The sequence below is a fragment of the Streptomyces sp. NPDC001889 genome (assembly GCF_053594535.1).
Genome location: NZ_JBSFER010000001.1, coordinates 39,923 through 59,200, shown reverse-complemented (window position 1 = coordinate 59,200; position 19,278 = coordinate 39,923). Strand labels below are relative to the sequence as shown.

The window sequence follows — 19,278 nt, the reverse complement described above, 5'->3', positions numbered from 1 at the left end:
GTCACCCGGCCGGATCGCGCGCCACCCAGCCCCGGGCGTACGCGTGCCAGCCCAGCTGGAGCCGGGTGGTCACCCCGGTCAGCTCCATCAGCCCCTTCACCCGGCGCTGCACCGTCCGCAGCCCCAGGTCCAGACGTTTCGCCACCCGGGCGTCGGTCATCCCGGCGAGCAGCAGCGACAGGATCTCCAGATCCGTCGCGTCGGGGCCCGCCGCCGTCTCCTCGTACCCGCCGGGCGTGGGCCGCAGCGGCAGCGCCTCCCGCCACACCGCCTCGAAGAGGCCGAGCAGCGACTCCAGCAGCCCGCAGCCGTGCACCACCAGCGCGGCGGGCTCCGCGTCCCGGGGGGTCAGCGGGATCATCGCCAGCGCCCGGTCCACCACCAGCAGCGCGCTGGGCACCCGGTCCACCACCCGCACCCGGCCCCGGCCGCCGGGCGCCGGGGGACCGGCCGGCAGGGCGTCCCGCTCGGCGACCACCCGGCAGGCCACCCCGGGCGGCGGGTCGGGCCACGCGCCCGCCGCCGTGACCAGGGCGCACACCTCGTCGGCCGCCCCCAGCCGCAACTGCGCGGACCGGTGCGCGACCGCGCTCGCCCCGGTCACCACCTCCACCAGATCGTGCACGGCCGTCCCCGCGGCCTCGGCCCGGTACTCCTCGGCCAGCGCCGTCGCCGCGACCTCGGCCCGCTCCAGCTCCTGCCGCTGCCGGCTCAGCAGGGCCCCCAGCGCCACCCCCGGCGGCGCCGCGACCCACCTCCCCGCGCCGGCCGACGACCGCGCCGCGAGCCCCTGCTGCTCCAGCCGGCGCAGCGCCCGCTCCGTATCGGTCTCCGGCAGGGCGAGACGGTGCGCGAGATCCGCCACCTCCGCCGCTCCGAGCGCGACCAGCGCGCGGTACGCGGACTCCTGCCTCGCGTCGAGACCAATCGCTCCCAGCACCCGGACCTCCCCTTCCCGATCCGCACATCATGCCCCGCCCGGGGCACCCGTCCGGCCGGGGGAGGGCACCCCGGGGCGGCCCCGAGCACAAGAGGGCGCGTTCCGGGGCCAGTTGGGGCGATCTTGTTTCTCCACCCCGCTCCCGGTGGACAATAAAGGGCATGAGTCAGCAGGCCGCAGACGACTGGTGGAACCGGCTGTACGAGGAGTCGGCCCCGGGGACGGAACCGCCCGAGACGGGCGGGGACAGCCTGGAGGCGCGCTTCGACTCGGCCCTCGGCGCGATGTCCGCCCCCGCCCCGGAACCCATACGCCCACCCGTCCACCGGGCCCCCTGGGAACCCCCGCTCGACCCGCACCCCACCCCACCACCGACGCTGAGCCCCCCGCCGCACCCCCACCCGTCACCACCCCCACCCCCGGAGACCCCTTCCGAACCGAGCCCGTCACCACCCCTGCCGGAGGCGCCCCCGCCGCCGGGCGCGCCCGCGCCCACTCCCGTCCCCGCGCCGGGGGCGACCGCCCCGCAGTCCCCGCCCCCGGCGGTCGGCCCTTCGGTGTCGGGCGGGGGCCGGCCTCCGCGAGCGGGGTGGCACGGTCCCGAGGATGCCCCGGCGCCGCCCCCGGAGAACGCCCCGGGGCCCAGCCCGTCACCACCCCTGCCTGAGGCGCCCCCGCCACAGCCCCCGCCCCCGAGCGCGACCGCCCCCGGGTCCCGCCCGTGGCCGCCCCCGCCTGAGGCGGCCCAGCCCCCGGGCGCCCCCGGGCCCATCCCCGTCCCCGCGCCGGAGGCGCACCCCCCGGGGTACGTCGGCGAGGGGCCTCCCACCTATGAGGCCGAGCCGACGGCCCTCCCCTCCGCCACGCCCGAGAACCTCCCGCACCTGGTCGCCGACACCGTGCTCGACGGGGCCCGGTACGGCACCTGCACGCTCCGGGCCGTGTCCGCGCGCGGCGACTCGGCGCGGTACCGGGGGGAGGTGCGGCGGGAAGCGCTGCTCACCGCCCGGTTCGGGAGCGGGAGCGCCGCGCTGGTGCTGGTCGCCGTGGGGAGCGGGGCGCGGGGCACCGCCGGGGCGCATCTCGCCGCCGCCGACGCCTGCCGCTGGATCGGCGGCGCGATCGGCCGCAGCCACGCCCGACTCTCGGAGGACATCAGGACCGGGCGGCGCGGAGACCTCAGATCCGGCCTCCAGCGCCTCACCGAGCGCGGCCTCGGCAAGCTCCGGGCCACCGCCGCCGAGCGCGGGGTCGACCCCGCCGAGTACACCGCCGGGCTGCGCTGTCTGCTGCTCTCCGCCGACCCGGGCTGCCGCACCCGGATCTTCTTCGGCGTCGGCCCCGGCGCCCTCCTCCGCCTCCGCGGCGGCGTCTGGCAGGACATCGAACCCACCACGCCCGCCCCGGAACCCCGGACCCCGGAGCCGTTCCGCTTCCGGGCCTCGGCCGCCCGCCCCGGCGACACCCTGCTGCTCTGCGGCCCCGGCCTCGCCGACCCCCTGCGCTCCGAGCCGCGGCTCGCTGCCGAGCTGGCCCGGCGCTGGGCGGGCCCCGGCGAACCGCCCGGACTCGCCGCCTTCCTGGCGGACACCCAGCTCCGGGTGAAGGGGTACGCCGACGACCGCACCGCCGCCGCCGTCTGGGAGAGCTGACCGCCCGGGGCCCGGCCGGCCCCACCCCACTCGGCCGCGACCGGGAGGCGGGGCGGCGCCACCCGTGGGTTGATGGACCCGAGGGCCGTCACGCCGCAGAGAGGGTGCCCATCCCATGGCCAGACAGAACGTCGCGGAACAGTTCGTGGACATCCTCGTCCGGGCCGGCGTCCAGCGTCTGTACGGAGTCGTCGGCGACAGCCTCAACCCGGTGGTCGACGCCATCCGGCGCAACTCCGCCATCGACTGGATCCAGGTCCGGCACGAGGAGACCGCCGCCTTCGCCGCCGGGGCCGAGGCCCAGATCACCGGGAAGCTCGCCGCCTGCGCGGGCTCCTGCGGACCGGGCAACCTCCACCTCATCAACGGCCTCTACGACGCCCAGCGCTCCATGGCCCCGGTGCTCGCCCTCGCCTCCCAGATCCCCTCCAGCGAGATCGGCCTCGGCTACTTCCAGGAGACCCACCCCGATCAGCTCTTCCGCGAGTGCTCCCACTACAGCGAGCTGATCTCCAACCCCCAGCAGATGCCCCGCCTCCTCCAGAGCGCCATCCAGCACGCCATCGGCCGCAGCGGGGTCAGCGTGGTCTCCCTCCCGGGCGACATCGCCTCCCGCTCCGCCCCGGAGAAGTCCATCGAACACGCCCTGGTCACCACCCGCCCCACGGTGCGCCCCGGCGACGCCGAGATCGACAAGCTCGTGCGGATGATCGACGAAGCGGACCGGATCACCCTCTTCTGCGGCAGCGGCACGGCGGGCGCGCACGCCGAGGTGATGGAATTCGCCGAGCGGGTGAAATCCCCGGTGGGCCACGCGCTGCGCGGCAAGGAGTGGATTCAGTACGACAATCCGTACGACGTCGGCATGAGCGGTCTGCTCGGATACGGCGCGGCGTACGAGGCCACGCACGAGTGCGATCTGCTGATCCTGCTGGGCACGGATTTTCCGTACAACGCCTTTCTCCCCGACGACGTGAAGATTGTCCAGGTCGACATCAGACCCGAGAATCTCGGCCGCCGCTCCAAACTGGACCTCGCGGTCTGGGGGGATGTGCGCGAGACCCTGCGCTGTGTCACTCCCCGGGTGCGGGCCAAGACGAACCGCGCGTTCCTCGACCGGATGCTGAGGAAACACGCCGACGCGCTGGAGGGGGTGATCAAGGCATACACGCGCAAGGTGGAGAAGCATGTGCCGATCCACCCCGAGTACGTGGCCGCCGTGCTGGACGAGCTGGCCGACGACAATGCCGTGTTCACCGTCGACACGGGAATGTGCAATGTCTGGGCGGCGCGCTATCTCTCGCCGAACGGCCGGCGCCGGATCATCGGATCGTTCAGCCACGGCTCGATGGCGAACGCGCTGCCGCAGGCGATCGGGGCCCAGTTCACCGACCGGGGCCGGCAGGTCGTGTCGATGTCCGGGGACGGCGGATTCACCATGATGATGGGAGACTTCCTCACCCTTGTCCAGTACGACCTTCCGGTGAAGGTGGTGCTGTTCAACAACTCCTCCCTCTCGATGGTGGAGCTGGAGATGCTGGTGGCCGGGCTCCCCTCGTACGGCACGACCAATGTGAACCCGGACTTCGCGGCACTCGCCCGGGCGGCCGGGGCCCATGGCGTACGGGTGGAGAAGCCCAGGCAGCTCGCGGGCGCGCTCCGGGACGCCTTCCGGCACAAGGGCCCGGCGCTGGTGGACGTGGTGACCGATCCGAACGCGCTCTCCATCCCGCCGAAGATCAGTGCCGAGATGGTCTCCGGCTTCGCGCTCTCCGCCAGCAAGATCGTGCTGAACGGCGGGGTGGGACGGATGGTGCAGATGGCCCGGTCCAATCTCCGCAATGTGCCCAGGCCCTGACCCGGACCGTCCCGGTCCCGGCGACACCCGTCTCCCGCATCGGGCGTAGCCGGTGTCCGCAGTCGGTACGAATCGCCCCCGGCTCCTGGCACCGGTTGGCCGTGGGGGAGGCGTGGGCCGAGGCCACCGGGGGCAGTGCTCTCCGTGAAAGTGTTCGACACACAGCGTCAGTCGTGTGGAGCTCCGATGTGCGGGTGGGGATGATGACTGGGCGTCAGGCAGGGGCCGGCGGCAAAGGACAGGGGAGCCACCGAAACGGAGCGGGGGCCCGCGCACCGCTGCTCCGCAGACTGGGGTGCGCCGATCTCAAGTCCGTCCCCGAGGTCCGGCGCCTGCTCCGGGAGCTGCTGCGGCAGTGGGACGGCGCCGATACGGCGGATGTGGCCCAGCTGCTGGCGAGCGAGCTGGTCACCAACGCGCTCATCCACACCGGGCACGGGGCGGTGGTCACCGCGACGGTGGCCTCCTCGACCCTGCGGGTGGAGGTACGCGACTTCATGGCCGGGCTGCCGGTGCCGGACCCGCCCGACAGGCGGCGCGACGCCCTCGATGTCCACGGCCGAGGTCTGGTGCTGGTGGAGAGCCTCGCCGACTCCTGGGGCGTACGGACGCAGAACGTCGGCAAGGTCGTCTGGTTCGAGCTGCACCGGAGGCCGGTCCGATAGATCTCGGACCGGCCTCGGGTGTCGCTGTGGGTCGGCTGCCTCCGGGCCACGCGCCCGGGCCGGCTCAGCCGAACTGCTGCTCCAGGTCCTTCAGTTTGCGCTCCAGGGAGTCCAGGCGCGGAAGGGTCTGGGTGTCGTCCTCGGCGGTGAGGTCGACGGTGATCGGCTCAGCGGCGGGGGCCGAGGCGCCGGACCGGAGAGAGCGCCGCGAAGGGGGAGGAGGCAGCTGTCCGGTTTCTATGGCAGGCTCCGCGACAGGTTTCGAGCCCTCCGTCAGGGCCTGGGCGGAACTCCCCGACTGGCTGGGGCTCGCGCCGCCCTGGCCGGAGGCGAGAACCGGCAGCTCCGGGTCGCGCAGGACACGGCCCCGGCCCCAGGCGCGGTGCTGGCGGTTGAGCGCCTTTATCTGCGCCCGCTCCAGCTTGGCCTGGTCCCGGGCGCGGAGCTGGCTCTCCTTCTTGGCCTGGCGGTCCTCGCGGACCTCCTCGACCGCCTCGTCCAGCGTGCGGACGTTCTCCAGCAGCATCAGCGACCAGGCGTTGAAGGTCTCGCGGGGAGCGCGCAGCCAGCGCACCACCCGGATCTGCGGCAGCGGGCGGGGCACCAGGCCCTGCTCGCGCAGGGCGGCCCTGCGGGTCTGCTTGAGCGCCCGGTCGAAGAGGACCGCGGCCGAGAGCGACATACCGGCGAAGAAGTGCGGGGCACCCGCGTGGTCCAGACCCCGGGGCGCGTGCACCCAGTTGAACCAGGCGGCGGCACCGGCGAAGGTCCACACCAGCAGCCGGGAGCCGAGCGCCGCGTCACCGTGGCTGGCCTCGCGCACGGCGAGCACCGAGCAGAACATCGCGGCGCCGTCGAGACCGAAGGGGACCAGATACTCCCAGCCGCCGGAGAGATTCAGATTCTGCCGGCCGAAGCCGACCAGACCGTGGAAGGAGAGCGCGGCGGCGACGGCCGCACAGCAGAAGAGGAGTACATAGGACGCCGTACCGTATATGGCTTCCTTGCGCCTGCGGCGGTCCTCGCTGCGCTCCCAGGTGTCCTCGGGCTGCGTCTTGGCGGCGGCTTTCTTGCCGCGTGCGAGTACGGCGACCGCGACCAGGACTCCCACGACCATGACGCCGCCGGGGAGCAGCCAGGTTAGCGATATGTCTCTCATGTTGGTGTCCCTTGCATCTGCATCGCGGTAGGGCGTTTCGGCCGCCATATTGACCGAAGTCCCGGCGATCCCAGGGGGTTTTGTGGCAAGAGAACGCCAATGGGGCCATACGGCATACGGATAGATGGGTTTTACTCGAACTGCCGTACGGGCAGAGTGAGTTGCGTACGATTTATATCACCCGGAAGGGTGGCATGACATCCGGAGTGTGACACCTGCCCGGAGGCGGGGGTCAGGCATTCGGCAGCAGTCGTGTCACACGGGTGGTGTCGCAGGTACGGGGGCAGGTGACACAGGAGTCGTCGGGCCGCAGTGTATAGAACAGGCAGCAGCTCACGCGGTCCCGGGTGGGCATCAGCTCGCCCTGAGGCCCGGTCAGATGCCGGAAGCCCGGGGTCCCGACGTACGGGCGGGTGGTCCGGGGCAGCAGTCGCTCCAGCTCCGCGATGGCCCGCTCCTCCTCACCGAGGAGGTTCCCGATGTGCCAGAGCCCTTCGACGAGATCGTCGGTCACCATGCCCCACAGGGCCCTGCGGCCGCGCCGCATCCGGGTCGCGAAGCCCTCCAGGACCGGTCCGATGTGCGCGGCGACCGAGACGCGCACCTCGTCCCGCAGGGCCTGCTCGTCCGCGACGGGCCGGGCGCCGGGGAGGTGCGCCGCCGGGTCGTCCGGCAGACAGGCGAACTCCGTGACCCGGACGACGGCGAGGCCGTGCGCCCGCCGGAAGGAGAACTGGCCCGGGGCCAGCCGGGGGACCCGCCGGTCCAGGAACCACGGGACGGTGATCAGCAGCGCGGCCGGCCAGGCGTAGCGGTGCAGACCGAAGCCGGCGACCACATCGGGGCGGCCGGGGCGGCCGTGGTCCCGCAGCACCTGTGCCTCGTCCCAGGCCAGAAAGGAGTCGAGCGCGGGTCCCCCGGACGCCAGTTCCGCCCCGCTCACCCAGCCGTCGCCCTCGGGCGCCCGTTCGCCGGGGGCCGGCTCGCGCACGGACAGCCTCGGGAAGGCCCGGGTCAGACGGGCGTACGCGTCCGCGACGGGGGACGCGGGGAGCGGGAGCAGAGCGGGACGAGGGGTCATGAGGGCCCACCGAATCGCGATCGTTAGCAGGTAAGCCTTACCTTACCCCGTCGGGTCGGTGTTTGAACTGCGGTTCAGTCCGCCTATCGTGCACCCTGGGCCCGGGGCAGGCCGGCGGGGCCCGGCATCCGGCCGGAGGAGGAACCGAGATGGAGCAGGCGCGAGCGCGTGAGGCGGCGGCTTCCCCTCGTCCGCGTACGGCCGCCGCCCCCGCCACCGCCTCCTCCGCCCGTCCCCGGCCGCCGGAGCAGGCGAGGGGCGAGCACACCCACAGCGAGCCGCCCTGCCCGCTCTCCCACACGGTGCGGCGGCACTCGGTGCGCGGCCAGATCCTCCACGCCCTGCGGAACGCCCTCGCGGACGGGGAACTGGCGCCGGGGGAGGTGTACTCGGCCCCGCTGCTCGGGGAGCGCTTCGGGGTCTCCGCGACCCCGGTCCGCGAGGCCATGCAGCAACTGGCGGCCGAGGGGGCGGTGGAGGTCGTGCCCAACCGGGGGTTCCGGGTCGCGGTGCGGAGCCACCGGGAGCTGGCCGAACTCGCGGAGCTGCGGGCGCTGATCGAGGTGCCGGTGATCCTGCGGCTGGCGCGCACGGTGCCGGCCGGGCGCTGGGGGGAGCTGCGGCCGCTGGCGGAGGCGGGGATGGCCGCGGCGAAGGAGGGGGATCGGGCGGGGTACGCGGAGGCGGACCGGGCGTTTCACCGCGCGGTGCTGGCGCTGTCGGGGAATGAGCAGTTGGTGGCGGTGGCGGCGGATCTGCATCGGCGGTCGCAGTGGCCGCTGATGGCGGCGCCGGGGCCGCACCGCGCCGAACTGATCGCCGACGCGGCCGAACACACGGCCCTCCTGGAGGCCCTCCCCCTGGCGGACCCCCACACCCTCCACCCCCTCCTGAACACCCACTTCGCCCTCTCCTCCCCCTGACCTCCCCGTGGTGGGATGCGCGTGACAATCCCGCCCCGCCGGGACACACACCCGCCCCTGCCGGGCCCACGTCCACCCGCCCCTGCCGTGGGCACGTTCACCTGCCCCTGCCGTGGGCACGTCCACCCGGCCCGGCCGGAGGCACGCCCCCCAGCCCTGCCGGGGCCACGTCCACCCGCCCCTGCCGGGGGGCACACGCACCCAGCCCTGCCGGGCGTGCCGAGGCACGAAATCCAGCCCCTCCGGCGATTGAGGAGCGGGGGTTCGGGGGCTGGCCCCCGACGGTGGCCCGCGGGATGCGGGTGTCCTGTGGTGCGGGGTCCGTCCTCAATCGCCGGACGGGCTGAATTTGCTCGGGCTGCCCTGTGGCACAGGGTCCGTCCTCAAACTCCCCCAGAGCTGCCTCTGGGAGGTGCCCCCAGACGGGCTGAATTTGCTCGGGCTACCCCGTGGCACAGGGGCCGTCCTCAAACTCCCCCAGAGCTGCCTCTGGGAGGTGCCCCCGGACGGGCTGGATTTGTGCGGGATTCCTGTGGCGCGGGGAGCGGGGGGCTGGAATCGCCGAGCCTCGCCGGGGGTTGAGGCGCGGGGGGTCAGGCGGCCGGTTCCGGTTGGGTGGGGAAGGAGAGTTGGGCCGCCAGCCAGACAGGGACCCCGCCCAGCAGGCGGAACAACCTCCCCGCCTCCGCCCGAAGCCTCCCCGCCTCCGGCTCCGGCTCACACTCCGCCAGCGCCGCCAGCGTCGGCGCCGTCCCGATCAGATACCCCAGCTCCACCCGAATCCGCAGCGCCTCCGAGAACCCCTTCCGCGCCTCCGCCAACTCCCCCTCCTGAAGCGCCAGCCCCGCCAGGTGCTGCCAGGTGAAGGAGAGCAGCAGGCTGTCCCCCTGCCCCGCCGCGCCCTCGTGCGCCCGGCGGTACGCCACCCGGGCCGCCTGCGGCGAGGCCGCGATGTGTTCCGCGACCAGCCCCCGCCGGAAGTCCAGCAGCGGCCGGCGCGGCGACCCGGGCGCGAGCAGCGCCGCCGCCCGGCCGAGCGCCGACCTGGCCTCGTCGGCCCGGTCCCGCACCCCCAGCCGGGTCGCCGCGTACGCCAGCCTCCCGCGCTCGGACGCCGCCCCGCCCCGCTCCTCGTCGTCCCGCGCGACGGCCTCCGCCGTGCGCAGCGCGTCCTCCGCCTCCGCCCACCCGTCCCCCGTGAACAGACAGCGTTCGACCAGGAGCCCGGCCCGCTCCAGCGCCGCGGCGGGAACCGCCGCGTGTGGATGGAGCAAGGCCGCCGCGTCGGTCCAACAGCCGCGCGAACGCAGCCGCCATACCGCGGTCTGGAGGGGGTCGTCACCTGCGGTGGTTCCGGAACCAGACATGGCGGTATGCGCCACTATGCCCTCCCCGAGCACGCCATTGAGCTGTTGAGTAGATCGCATCTCAGCATGGATCAGTGCGCCCGGCCAAGGGGTTGGGTGAAATATTTCACAATCTCTCATCGGCCGACGGGGTCGCGCTCGGCCCCGTCCCCGGGGCCGATCAGCGCCAGGTGCCCGCCCTCGTGGAGCGGCGTGGGCACCCGCAGCGTCGTCACCGTCCGCGCCCGGGCGGCGTCCACCAGGTGGATCTCCCCGTGGCCGCCCCGGGTGACGGCGACCAGGTCCCCGCCGGGCGAGGCCGCGACCGCCCGGCGCTGCACCCCGTCCCAGGGTGTGCCGCCCGCGCGCGGCGCCCCCTCCATCGCGGGCAGCGGCAGCCGCCCGGTGACGCGCGGCTCCTCGCCGGGGCCGGCCGAGACGAGGATCAACTCGTCGCCGTCCGGGTGCACCCGGGCGAAGGCGACCCCGCGCGCGGTGACCGCCAGCCGGAACACCAGTCCCGGGCCGAGCGGCAGCCGTCCGGTGGGGTCTTCGGCGCCGCACGGGTCCAGCCGGTGCCACCAGGCGTCGTTGGTCCACTCCGGCCACCGCCCCGGCTCGGCCGGGCCGCCCCGCACACAGGACCAGAGCATCCGCCGCACCGGGTCGAGCCGGAGGTAGTACCCGCGCCCGGGCCCGCCCCACGGCAGCGGCTCCTCCGCCACCAGCGCCGGCCCGGAGCGGCGCGCGCGGTGCACCCCGGAGCCGGCCGCCGCGAAGACCCGGCCGGTGCGCGGATCGCAGGCGTCGCCGTGGCCGTCGTGGTCCGGCAGCGGCAGTTCGTGGACGGGGGTCGCGGGCGGACACGAGGGCGCGGCGGCCAGCAGACCGGCGTGGCGGTACGCGGTGAGCGACCCGGGCTCGCGGTGCCGCAGCACCACCAGCGCGTCCCCCTTGGTCCCCTCCGCCCCCAGGATGGTCACCCCGGGCTCGCCCCGGCGGGTCCGCACCCGTACCGCCCGGGGCCGGCCCGGTGCCGCGAGGTCCACCACGGTCAGCAGATCGCTCCAGGCCTCGCTGTTCAGCCCGAGCCCGGTGGTGACCGCGAGCAGCCGCCCGGACGGATCGGCGGCCAGGTGCTCGGCCGGTGCCGCCACCGGCACGGCCGCCCGTACCAGCGGCGCGCCGCGCTCGGGCCCGTGGGCGTCGAGGACGACCAGCTCGCCCGCGAGGTCGTCCACCAGGGCGGTGAGCCCGCCGGGCAGCGCCAGGAATCCGGCGTGCTCGGCGAGATGGCGGCCCTCGACCCGGCCGGTCTCCCGTCCGTCCGGAAGGCTCAACACCCTGATGTTTCCGGCCACTTGGTCGGCGACGAGGAGTCGGGGCCCGGTGGTCGTCGGTGCGGGTTCGGCCGGCATGGCAGCTCCTCCGGAGGGGCGCGGGGGACGGAAACGTTATTGGTAATGATTATCATGTGGCCTCGTTGTCCGTTCGCCGGGAGTGAGAGAAGCGATGTCACGCAGAGCACTGATGACCGTCCGCCGCTGGGCCGCCGCCGCGGTGATGGGAACCCTGTTGGCCGGATGCGGCACCTCCGGAACGACCGGAACGACCGGAGGGGGCAAGGGAGAAAAGGGCGAAAAAACGGATATACAGGTGGAACCCATTACCGCGGCCCGCACCATCACCGACACCAGGGGCACCACCGTCACCACCCCGCGACCGCCCCGCCGCATCGTCTGCCTGGTCGCCCTCTGCGACGACATGCTGGCCGAACTGGGCATCACCCCGGCCGCCACCAACTCGGCGCTCCTCGCCCACCCGAAATTCCTCGGCAAGGAGAAAGCCGGCCAGATCCCCGAGGTCCCCGGGGGATTCCTCAGCCCGGAGGCCGAGGCGATCCTCTCCCACCGGCCCGATCTCGTCATCGGGCTGAAGGACACCCACGGACGGCTCGCCCCCGCGCTGGAGGGCGCCACGGTCTTCTGGCCCGTACAGCCCGGCGACTGGCGGGAGAGCGTGGAGTATCTGCGCGACCTCGCCGCGCTGACCGGCCGGACCGCCCGGGGCGAGGCCGCCGAGCGGACCTTCCGGCAGAAGCTCGCCCGGGCCGAGACCGGCGCGTCCGACGCCACCAGTCTGATCATCTTCGGCAGCGACGAGAACTTCGGCGTCGCCACCCCGGGCAACGACGTGGCCGCCGGACTCTTCCCCGAGATCTCCCACTACCCCTGGAGGAGCCGGGGCGTCGAGGGCTCCTACAGCATGGAGGAGATCCTCGCCCGGGACGTCGATGTCCTCTTCGTGGAGACCCTCTCCTTCGGCGGCCCGGCGGACGGCAAGCTGTCGCGGAAGCTCGCACGGAACCCGCTCTGGTCCAAGATCCCCGCGGTCCGCGACGGCAGGGTGTACGAGGTCGACGCCGAGGTCTGGGCGAAGGGGCGCGGCACGCGCTCGCTCGGGATCGTGCTCGACGAGGCGACGGCCAGGCTGAAGTGAGCCGCTCCCTCGCGGTGTTCTGCCTGCTCCTGGCGACGGCCTTCGCCGGGCTCGCCCTGGGCACACCCCGGGTGCCGCTCACCGGGCTGGCCGGCGAGATCGTCGTCACCGAACTGCGGCTCCCGCGCCTGGTGCTGGCGCTCATCGCGGGCGCCGCTCTGGGCGCGGCCGGGCTCGTCCTCCAGGAGGCGCTGCGCAATCCGCTCGCCGTCCCCGAGATGCTCGGAGTCTCCTCCGGCGCGGCGCTCGGCGTCGCCGCGCCGCTGGTCCTCGCCGTCCCCGTGCCACTCGCCGCGCAGCCGTTCCTCGCGATCGCGGGCGCGGCGGCCGGCGGTGTGCTCACCCTGCTCGCGGCCGGGTTCGGACGCAGCCCCTCCGCCGTGCTGCTCACCGGGGCCGCCGTCGCGGCGGCCCTCCAGTCCGCGCTGCTGGTGCTGATGGTCCTCGCCGATCAGCTCGATCTCCAGCTGATCTACCGCTATCTGCTGGGCAGTCTCTCCGCCAGGACCTGGCCCGATGTGACCGGGCTCTGGCCCTGGCTCGCCGTCGCCGGGCCCGCGCTGGTGCTCTGCGCTCCGGTCCTGTCCGTGCTGCGGCTCGGCGACGACGACGCGCGGGCGCTGGGGGTACGGGTGCGCCATGCACGGCTCGCCGCGCTCGCCGTCTCCGTCGTCCTCATCGCCCCGGTCGTCGCCGTCTGCGGACCGGTCGCCTGGGTCGGCTTCCTCGCCCCCCAACTGGCCCGCCGGCTGCGGCCGGGCGCGGAAGCGGTACGGCTGCTGCCCTGGTCGGCGGCGTGGGGAGCGCTGGTCGTGGCCCTCGCCGACCTGCCCGCGCGGCTGGCGCTCGCCCCCGTGGAGACCCCGGTGGGCGCCTGGACCGCGCTGCTGGGGGTCCCCGCCGGGGTGGTCCTGCTCAAGTCGGCCCGGGGGAGGGAGCGGTGATGCCGCGCCCGTCCCGGGCCGTCGCCGCGCCGGGGGACGGGCGCGGGGCACGGCGGCTCCCCGCACCCGCCTTGCTCGTCGCCCTCGCCGCCGTCGTCGTCCTCGTCGGCTGTGCCGGACTCGTGGCCGGGCGGGCGCTCGGCGCCGCCCAGGTGTGGGAGGTGCTGACGGGCGGCGGCGACCCGCTCGCCCGCCATGTCGTCCTCCGGCTGAGGCTCCCCAGAACCCTGGTGGCCCTGGTCGCGGGCGCGAGCCTCGGCCTGGCCGGGACCGTCCTCCAGTCCGCGCTGCGCAATCCGCTCGCCGGGCCCGAGGTCACCGGGGTCACCCCCGGCGCGGTGCTCGGCGCGGTCGCCGCCACCGGGCTCGGCATCGCGGGCTGGCACTCCCCGGCCGCCGTGGTGGCCGCCGCCTGCGCCGGCGGGTTCGCGGGGGCTGGCCTGCTCTGGCTGCTCGCGGGCCGGGAGAGCGCCGACCCCGTCCGTACCGCCGTCCACGGGGTACTGGTCTCGGCGGTGCTCTCCGGGCTCACCGCGATGGTGCTGCTGGTCGCCCCCGGCGAACTCGGCAGCGTGGTGCAGTGGCTGGTCGGCTCCACCGAGGGCCGGGTGTGGGCGCACTGGGAGCTGCTGTGGCCCTGGGCCGCCTGCTGGTCCCTGCTGTCGCTGGCGCTCGCCGCGCCGCTGACCCTGCTGCGCTGCGGCGACGACCAGGCGGCGGCGGCCGGACTGCGCACCGGACGGGCCCGGGCCGGCGCCCTGGTGTGCGCGGTCGCGCTGACGGCCGGGGCGGTCGCGAGCGTGGGGGCGCTGGGCTTCGTCGGTCTGCTCGTGCCCCATCTCGCGTTCGCCCTCCTCGGCGCGGAGCTGCGCGTCGCGCTGCCGGGCGCGGCGCTGCTCGGGGCCGCCGTGGTCGGCGGCGCCGACGCCGTGTCGCAGGCGGCCTCCCGGCTGCTTGCCGAGGCGCTGGAGACCGACCGGCTGAGCGTGCCGACCGGCGCGCTGACGACCTGTGTGGGCGCGGTGCTGCTCCTGGTGGTGGCCCGCCGCTCCGTGAAGGAGGAGACATGATCCAGGTGGAGGGGGTGAGCTTCGGCTACCCCGGCCGTACGGTGCTCGACGGGGTCGGGCTGAGCGTGGCGCCGGGGGAGCTGGTCGCTCTCGTCGGCCTCAACGGCTGCGGCAAGAGCACCCTGCTCCGGCTCTGTTCCGGGCTGCTGCGTCCGCGCGCCGGCCGGATTCTGCTCGACGGGGACGACCTCGCGGGCCTCAGCCGCCGGGCGGCGGCCCGCCGGGTGGCGCTGCTGCACCAGTCCGCGCCCGCCGTGCCGGGGATGACGGTGCGCCAGCTGGTGCGCCAGGGGCGGTACGCGGTCCGGGGGCCGCTCGGGATGCTCCGGGACGCCGACGACGGGGTGACCCTGCGGGCCATGGCGGATGTCGGGGTGGCCGGCTGGGCGGACCGGCCGGTGGACGCGCTCTCGGGCGGTGAGCGCCAGCGGGTGCGCCTCGCCCTGGCCCTCGCCCAGGACACCCGCGTCCTGCTCCTGGACGAGCCCACCACCTATCTGGATCTGCGGCACCAGCTGGAGGTGATGCGCACGGTGGTACGGCTGCGCGCCGAGCGCGGGCTGACCGTGGTGATGGTCCTTCACGACCTCGGCCACGCGGCCCGGTTCGCGGACCGGATCGTGGCGCTGCGCAGGGGGGTGGTGGCGGCGGACGGGCCGCCGGGGGAGGTGGTGACGCCGGGGCTGCTGGCGGATGTGCTGGGTGTGGTGGGGCGGGTGGGGCGTGATCCCGAGGGCGGCTGGCCGGTCTGTTACCCGGATCACCCGATGGACGGTCCGACAGCTCTTGCGGAATGAAAATCATATTCATTAGTGTCTGTGGTGCGGCGCCGGTCACGGCCGGCGGCGCGGGCCCGGGCATGGACATGCGCGGGCGCAACCGACGAATGGAGGCTCAACCCATGGAGCAGCACAAGGTGTTCACCCCGATCGCCGAGCAGGGGCAGCTCGCCCATCTCTCCGCGACCCACTCCAACGCCCTCGTGGAGAACCCGTTCGACGGGGACGACGCGGCGGTGGACGCGGGCGCCGACAGCGACAAGTAGCCGTACGGGCGGACCGCCTCCCCGCCGGTCCGCACCAGGGCCCGCCCGGACAGCTCTCCCGCTTCCGGGCGGGCCCGCCCTCTCCGCCCTCCGCCCTTCCCGGTGAATCCGCCGATCCCTGGAGCACTCCCATGTCCCTCCCGCCCCCTCCACCCCTCCCGTCCGGTGAGCGGCTCGCCCCCGGAGTCGCCCTGCTCTCCGTCCCCGGGCGGGGGCTCGCGGTCCGCACTCCCGAGGGGGAGTTCCTCCGGGTCGACACGGGGGGCGTGAGCGAGGCCGCGCTCCTCGCGGCGCTGGACGGGGCGCCCGCCGGGCGGGACCCGGGGGCCGCCCGGCTCACGGCCGCCTTCGCGGCGGCCGGATACCTCGCCGGGGACGGCGCCCCGGACCGGGGCGGTCTGAGCGGGCACCGGGTCCACCTCGTGGGCGATCCGGTGCTCACCGAGCCGCTCGCCCGCCAAGTCCGTTCCGAGGGCGGAGAGATACGGCACCTCGGGCCGGACTCCCCGCTGCCGGGGCCGCCGGGGCCGCCGCCCGGCGACGGACGCACCGCCGTGGTGTGGTGTCTGGACGGGCCCGTGCCACCCGGGCTCTGGGACGAGGCCGACCTGCTGCCGTCCCGGGGCATCGCCTGGCTGCGCTGCCACCGCGAGGGCGCCCTGGTCCATGTGGAGCCCCTCGCGGCGGCCCCCGGCGATGTGACCTCCGCGCATCTGCGCCTCCGCCGGCTGGCCGCGACCCCCGCCCACCGCGAACTCGCCGCCTACTGGGCGGGCCCGCGCGCCGAGTCCCCCGCCCCGGCCCACACCCCCGCGTCGGCGGCCCTGACGGCGGGACTCCTCACCGCCGATCTCCTCGCCTGGGCGGCTTCCCCGCACACCCCCCACCGCCACCTCCGCCTCCTCACCCTCCCCCGCCTCGCCCTGACCACCCACCCCGTCCTCCCTGTCCCACCGACCGATCCGGCACTCGGGAACCTCCCCGCACCGGTCGTTTCAGCCGGTCCGGCGTGTGTGGACCGGCCCGTACCCGGGGCGCCCGGGGTTTCGCCGGCGCCCGCACCGGTCGTTTCAGCCGGTCCGGCGTGTGAGGACCCGCCCGTACCCGGGGCGCCCGGGGTTTCGCCGGCGCCCGCACCGGTCGTTTCAGCCGGTCCGGCGTGTGAGGACCCGCCCGCACCCCGGGCCCCCGGGGCTTCACCGGCGCCCGCACCGGCACACCCATGACCCCCCACCCCCACCTCACCCTCCCCGAAACCCGCGCCCGAGCCATCCCCGCCGTCCTCCTCCGCACCCCCTACGACCTCCGCCACCACCTCCCCGAAGCCCGCGCCTGGACCACCCGCGGATTCGCCGCCGTGCTCCAGGACGTCCGCGGCCGGCACACGGCCGCGGACACCGGCACCTGGCACCCCTACCGCTCCGAGGCCGCCGACACCGCCGCCACCCTCCGCTGGATGCGCGAACAGCCCTGGTCCGACGGGCGGATCGTCACCGTCGGGGCCTCCTACGCCGCGTACTGCGCCCTCACCGCCGCCCTCGGCGACCACAGTGGCCCGGCGGCGGACGACCCCGCCGGACGCCCCGACGCCGTGATCGCCGCCGTACCCGCGCTCGGCCCCGCCGAGACCGCCCGCGAACCCTCCGGGGCGGAGCGGCTGCTCGGCCGCGCCGGCTGGTGGGCCGCGCACGGCGACCGGGCCGACTCCGACCCCGCCGCCCTCGACCGGGCCCTCGCCTCCGACCCCCGGCTGCTCGAACACCTCCCGGTCACCACGCTCCCCGAGCGCCTCGGGCGGCCCCTGCCCTCCTGGCCCGCCCTCTGGCACACCGGCCCCCGCGACCTGCTGGTCTCCCGCGCCCCGGCCGCCCGGCCGCCCCTCCTCGCCGTCGGCGGCACCCGCGACCCCTTCGCCGCCGACACCCTCCGCCTCTGGCGTGCCTGGGGCGGTCCCGCGAGGCTGCTGCTCGGCCCCTGGGGCCACGCCCTCACCGCGAACCCGGCCCCCGAGGCCCGCCCCGCCCACCGGATCAACCTGGGCGGGCTGTACGTCCGCTGGGCCAGGGCCGCCCTCGACGGCACCCTCGCGGCGGGCCGGCGCGGCGCCGTCGCCCTCGGCGACAGCCCGCACTGGTACGCGCCCGACCCCGCCCCGCCCACCGTGTCCCGCCCCTTCGGCCACCCCGAGGGGCTCCGCCTCCTCCACGGCGGGGACTTCCTCGCCGACCCCGGCCACCCCGTCCGCTCCGACCGCCTGGACATCCCCGCCCATCGCGCCCCCGACCGCGCCCTCCTCCTCACCCCGCCGCTGCCCCGCCCCCTCGACCTCTTCGGCCCCGCCGAGGCCCGGCTCCGCGCCACCGCCGACACCCCGGCCGCCGACTGGTTCGTCCGGCTCACCGCCCTCGACCCCCGGGGCCGCGCCCAGCCCCTCGCCCTCGGCACCGCCCGCCGCGCCGACCCGGCCGGCCGGAGCGCGGAGTTCACCGTCCCCCTCGGGCACCTCGCCCGCCGGCTCGCCCCCGGGACCCGCCTCCGGCTGGAGATCGCCGGACACCACTTCCCGGCCCACGCCCGCAACCCGCACACCGGGGAGGACCCGGTGACCGCGACCCGGCTGCTGCCCTCGTACCGGTCCGTGCGCATGGACGGCAGCGCCCTGCTCCTCGCCACCGGACCCGGCCGGCGCGTCAACCCCGTACAGGAGAACTGCACATGACCCCGCTGTCCGCCCTGAGCCCCGACGACCTCGTGGACCCCGTCTGCGGAGTGATCCGCGCGGTCGGCCCCGTACCCCATCCGCCCGGCGCCCCGCCCCGCTACACCGCCATGACCGCCGAGGTCTCCGACGCCCGGCGCTTCGGCGCCTGGCCCGCCGACCGGGTCTCCCTCGGCACCACCTTCGGCGACCCGGCGGGCGCGAGGACCGCCGCCGTCGCCGAGGCCGTCGAGCGCTACTGCGGCAACCGGCTGCCCCCGGCCGGACACCCGGACGCCCCCCGCCGCGCCACCGCCGCCGAACTCCTCGCCGAGGGGCGCCGGCTGTACGGACCCGGGGAGCTGCCCGCGTACGCCGACTGGCAGCTCGCCCGCCCCCGCTTCCCCTACCGCCCCCTCACCCCGGACACCCCCGCGCTCTGGGCCCGGGCCCGGGAGGACGGAGAGGAGTGCTGGGCCCCCGTCGCCCTCACCCACCTCAACTGGCGCCAGGGAGCGCTGCGCGAACTGCCCCGTACCCACCACCTCAACTACGCGGGCATCGCCACCGGCCAGGGCCTCGGCGACGCCGTCGAGCGCGGGCTGCTCGAAGTCGTCGAGCGGGACGCCCTGGAGCTGTGGTGGCATCTCGACGGACCCGCCCGGGGCATCGACCCCGCCTCCGTGCCCGGCCTCGCCCGGGATCTGGAGGGGTCCGCGCTCGATGTGTGGATCGTGGAGCTGCCGTCGGAGTTCGCGCCCTGCATGGCCGCGCTGGTGCACGATCCGGCGCGCTCCCTGTACGCCGCCGGGTTCGCCTGCCGGTACGACCCGGCCGACGCCGCCCGCAAGGCCGTCCTGGAGGCCGTCCACACCTGGGTCTTCACTCAGGGCGCGATCGACGCCGACGGATGGGTGTTCCGGGCCGTCGAGGCCGGGACCCTGGCCCGGGGGCTCTATCTCGACCACCGCGCCGACCGGCGTTATCTGGACGACTGCGGCGAGGACTTCGGGGCCGTGCGCGACCTCGGGGCGCATGTGCAGGTGTGGCTGGACCCGCGCACCGCGCCGCTCGCCCGCCGCTTCACCCGGCCCGCGCTCGGGGTGGTCGGCGTCGGCGAGGTGGCGGCGGGCGGGCGGGCCGCGCTCGACGCGCGCCTCGCGGCCGGCGGGCACCGGGTGATCACGCTCGACCTGACGACGGAGGACATCGCCGAGACGCCCCTGCGGGTGGCCCGCGTGCTGGTCTCCGGGCTCGTGCCGAACGCCCCCGCCGCCTTCGGGTACTTCGGCTCGCCGCGCTTCGGCCGGGCGGGGGTGGAGCGCGGGTGGCGGACCGGGGTGCCGCGGGGCCCGGGGGACTTCACGCTCGTGCCGCCGCCGCACATGTGAGAAGGGG

The 19,278-nt window shown here is 75.5% G+C and carries 16 protein-coding genes and 1 pseudogene; 12 read left to right on the top strand and 5 right to left on the bottom strand.

Annotated features, from left to right (window positions below; all coding sequences use genetic code 11):
* Window position 1: 1 nt before the first annotated feature.
* Entirely contained in the window at window positions 2-940 is a 939-nt protein-coding gene (locus ACWCRA_RS00195; protein ID WP_351545599.1) for a helix-turn-helix domain-containing protein, read from the bottom strand.
* Between the two features lie 161 nt (window positions 941-1,101).
* On the opposite strand from ACWCRA_RS00195, the gene ACWCRA_RS00190 reads away from it, so the two are divergent.
* The 3 genes from ACWCRA_RS00190 to ACWCRA_RS00180 all read left to right on the top strand — a co-directional run bounded on the left by ACWCRA_RS00190 (window position 1,102) and on the right by ACWCRA_RS00180 (window position 5,115).
* Window positions 1,102-2,592 (top strand): protein phosphatase 2C domain-containing protein, encoded by a 1,491-nt coding sequence (locus ACWCRA_RS00190; protein WP_451066404.1) that lies wholly within the window; start codon window positions 1,102-1,104, stop codon window positions 2,590-2,592.
* Window positions 2,593-2,707: 115 nt separating this feature from the next.
* Window positions 2,708-4,450 (top strand): pyruvate dehydrogenase, encoded by a 1,743-nt coding sequence (locus tag ACWCRA_RS00185; protein WP_451066403.1) that lies wholly within the window; start codon window positions 2,708-2,710, stop codon window positions 4,448-4,450.
* 203 nt (window positions 4,451-4,653) lie between these two features.
* Window positions 4,654-5,115, top strand: a complete 462-nt coding sequence (locus tag ACWCRA_RS00180; RefSeq protein ID WP_351545590.1) for an ATP-binding protein — start codon at window positions 4,654-4,656, stop codon at window positions 5,113-5,115.
* Window positions 5,116-5,179: 64 nt separating this feature from the next.
* Here the strand turns inward: ACWCRA_RS00180 and ACWCRA_RS00175 are convergent, their stop codons facing one another.
* Window positions 5,180-6,274: a DUF2637 domain-containing protein gene (locus ACWCRA_RS00175; RefSeq protein ID WP_351545587.1), complete on the bottom strand. Its 1,095-nt coding sequence runs from the start codon at window positions 6,272-6,274 to the stop codon at window positions 5,180-5,182.
* Between the two features lie 232 nt (window positions 6,275-6,506).
* Complete coding sequence (locus ACWCRA_RS00170) at window positions 6,507-7,355, bottom strand: (2Fe-2S)-binding protein (protein WP_451066402.1); 849 nt, start codon at window positions 7,353-7,355, stop codon at window positions 6,507-6,509.
* Between the two features lie 149 nt (window positions 7,356-7,504).
* Here ACWCRA_RS00170 and ACWCRA_RS00165 point away from each other — a divergent pair, with 149 nt between their 5' ends.
* Window positions 7,505-8,278, top strand: coding sequence for a GntR family transcriptional regulator (locus ACWCRA_RS00165; protein WP_351545581.1), 774 nt, complete (start codon window positions 7,505-7,507; stop codon window positions 8,276-8,278).
* A gap of 593 nt (window positions 8,279-8,871) precedes the next feature.
* On the opposite strand, the gene ACWCRA_RS00160 is transcribed toward ACWCRA_RS00165, so the two are convergent.
* Together ACWCRA_RS00160 and ACWCRA_RS00155 are read right to left on the bottom strand one after the other, a co-directional pair.
* Window positions 8,872-9,645 carry a hypothetical protein gene (locus tag ACWCRA_RS00160; RefSeq protein WP_351545578.1) on the bottom strand — a complete coding sequence of 258 codons (774 nt, stop codon included), beginning with the start codon at window positions 9,643-9,645 and terminating at the stop codon, window positions 8,872-8,874.
* Window positions 9,646-9,761: 116 nt separating this feature from the next.
* Window positions 9,762-11,042, bottom strand: a complete 1,281-nt coding sequence (locus ACWCRA_RS00155; RefSeq protein ID WP_351545576.1) for a hypothetical protein — start codon at window positions 11,040-11,042, stop codon at window positions 9,762-9,764.
* 112 nt (window positions 11,043-11,154) lie between these two features.
* Between ACWCRA_RS00155 and ACWCRA_RS00150 the strand changes: the two genes are divergently transcribed.
* The 8 genes and pseudogenes from ACWCRA_RS00150 (at window position 11,155) to ACWCRA_RS00115 (ending at window position 19,271) form a co-directional block, all read left to right on the top strand.
* A complete protein-coding gene (locus ACWCRA_RS00150; RefSeq protein ID WP_451066608.1) occupies window positions 11,155-12,123 on the top strand; it encodes an ABC transporter substrate-binding protein in 969 nt (322 codons plus the stop codon).
* Window positions 12,120-13,067 carry a FecCD family ABC transporter permease gene (locus tag ACWCRA_RS00145; protein WP_451066401.1) on the top strand — a complete coding sequence of 316 codons (948 nt, stop codon included), beginning with the start codon at window positions 12,120-12,122 and terminating at the stop codon, window positions 13,065-13,067. The genes ACWCRA_RS00150 and ACWCRA_RS00145 overlap by 4 nt, the downstream gene beginning before the upstream one ends.
* Entirely contained in the window at window positions 13,067-14,137 is a 1,071-nt protein-coding gene (locus tag ACWCRA_RS00140) for a FecCD family ABC transporter permease (RefSeq protein ID WP_451066400.1), read from the top strand. Before ACWCRA_RS00145 ends, ACWCRA_RS00140 begins: the two co-directional genes overlap by 1 nt.
* Window positions 14,134-14,950: pseudogene (locus tag ACWCRA_RS00135) on the top strand (ABC transporter ATP-binding protein). Before ACWCRA_RS00140 ends, ACWCRA_RS00135 begins: the two are co-directional and overlap by 4 nt.
* 88 nt (window positions 14,951-15,038) lie before the next feature.
* The gene (gene amiA, locus ACWCRA_RS00130; RefSeq protein WP_351545567.1) at window positions 15,039-15,182 is read left to right on the top strand and encodes a streptamidine family RiPP; all 144 of its coding nucleotides are present in this window, start codon (window positions 15,039-15,041) and stop codon (window positions 15,180-15,182) included.
* A gap of 131 nt (window positions 15,183-15,313) precedes the next feature.
* The gene (locus tag ACWCRA_RS00125; protein WP_451066399.1) at window positions 15,314-16,408 is read left to right on the top strand and encodes a hypothetical protein; all 1,095 of its coding nucleotides are present in this window, start codon (window positions 15,314-15,316) and stop codon (window positions 16,406-16,408) included.
* Window positions 16,405-17,901 (top strand): CocE/NonD family hydrolase, encoded by a 1,497-nt coding sequence (locus ACWCRA_RS00120; protein ID WP_451066398.1) that lies wholly within the window; start codon window positions 16,405-16,407, stop codon window positions 17,899-17,901. The genes ACWCRA_RS00125 and ACWCRA_RS00120 overlap by 4 nt, the downstream gene beginning before the upstream one ends.
* Window positions 17,898-19,271 (top strand): YcaO-like family protein, encoded by a 1,374-nt coding sequence (locus tag ACWCRA_RS00115; RefSeq protein WP_451066397.1) that lies wholly within the window; start codon window positions 17,898-17,900, stop codon window positions 19,269-19,271. The genes ACWCRA_RS00120 and ACWCRA_RS00115 overlap by 4 nt, the downstream gene beginning before the upstream one ends.
* The last annotated feature ends 7 nt before the right edge of the window (window positions 19,272-19,278 follow it).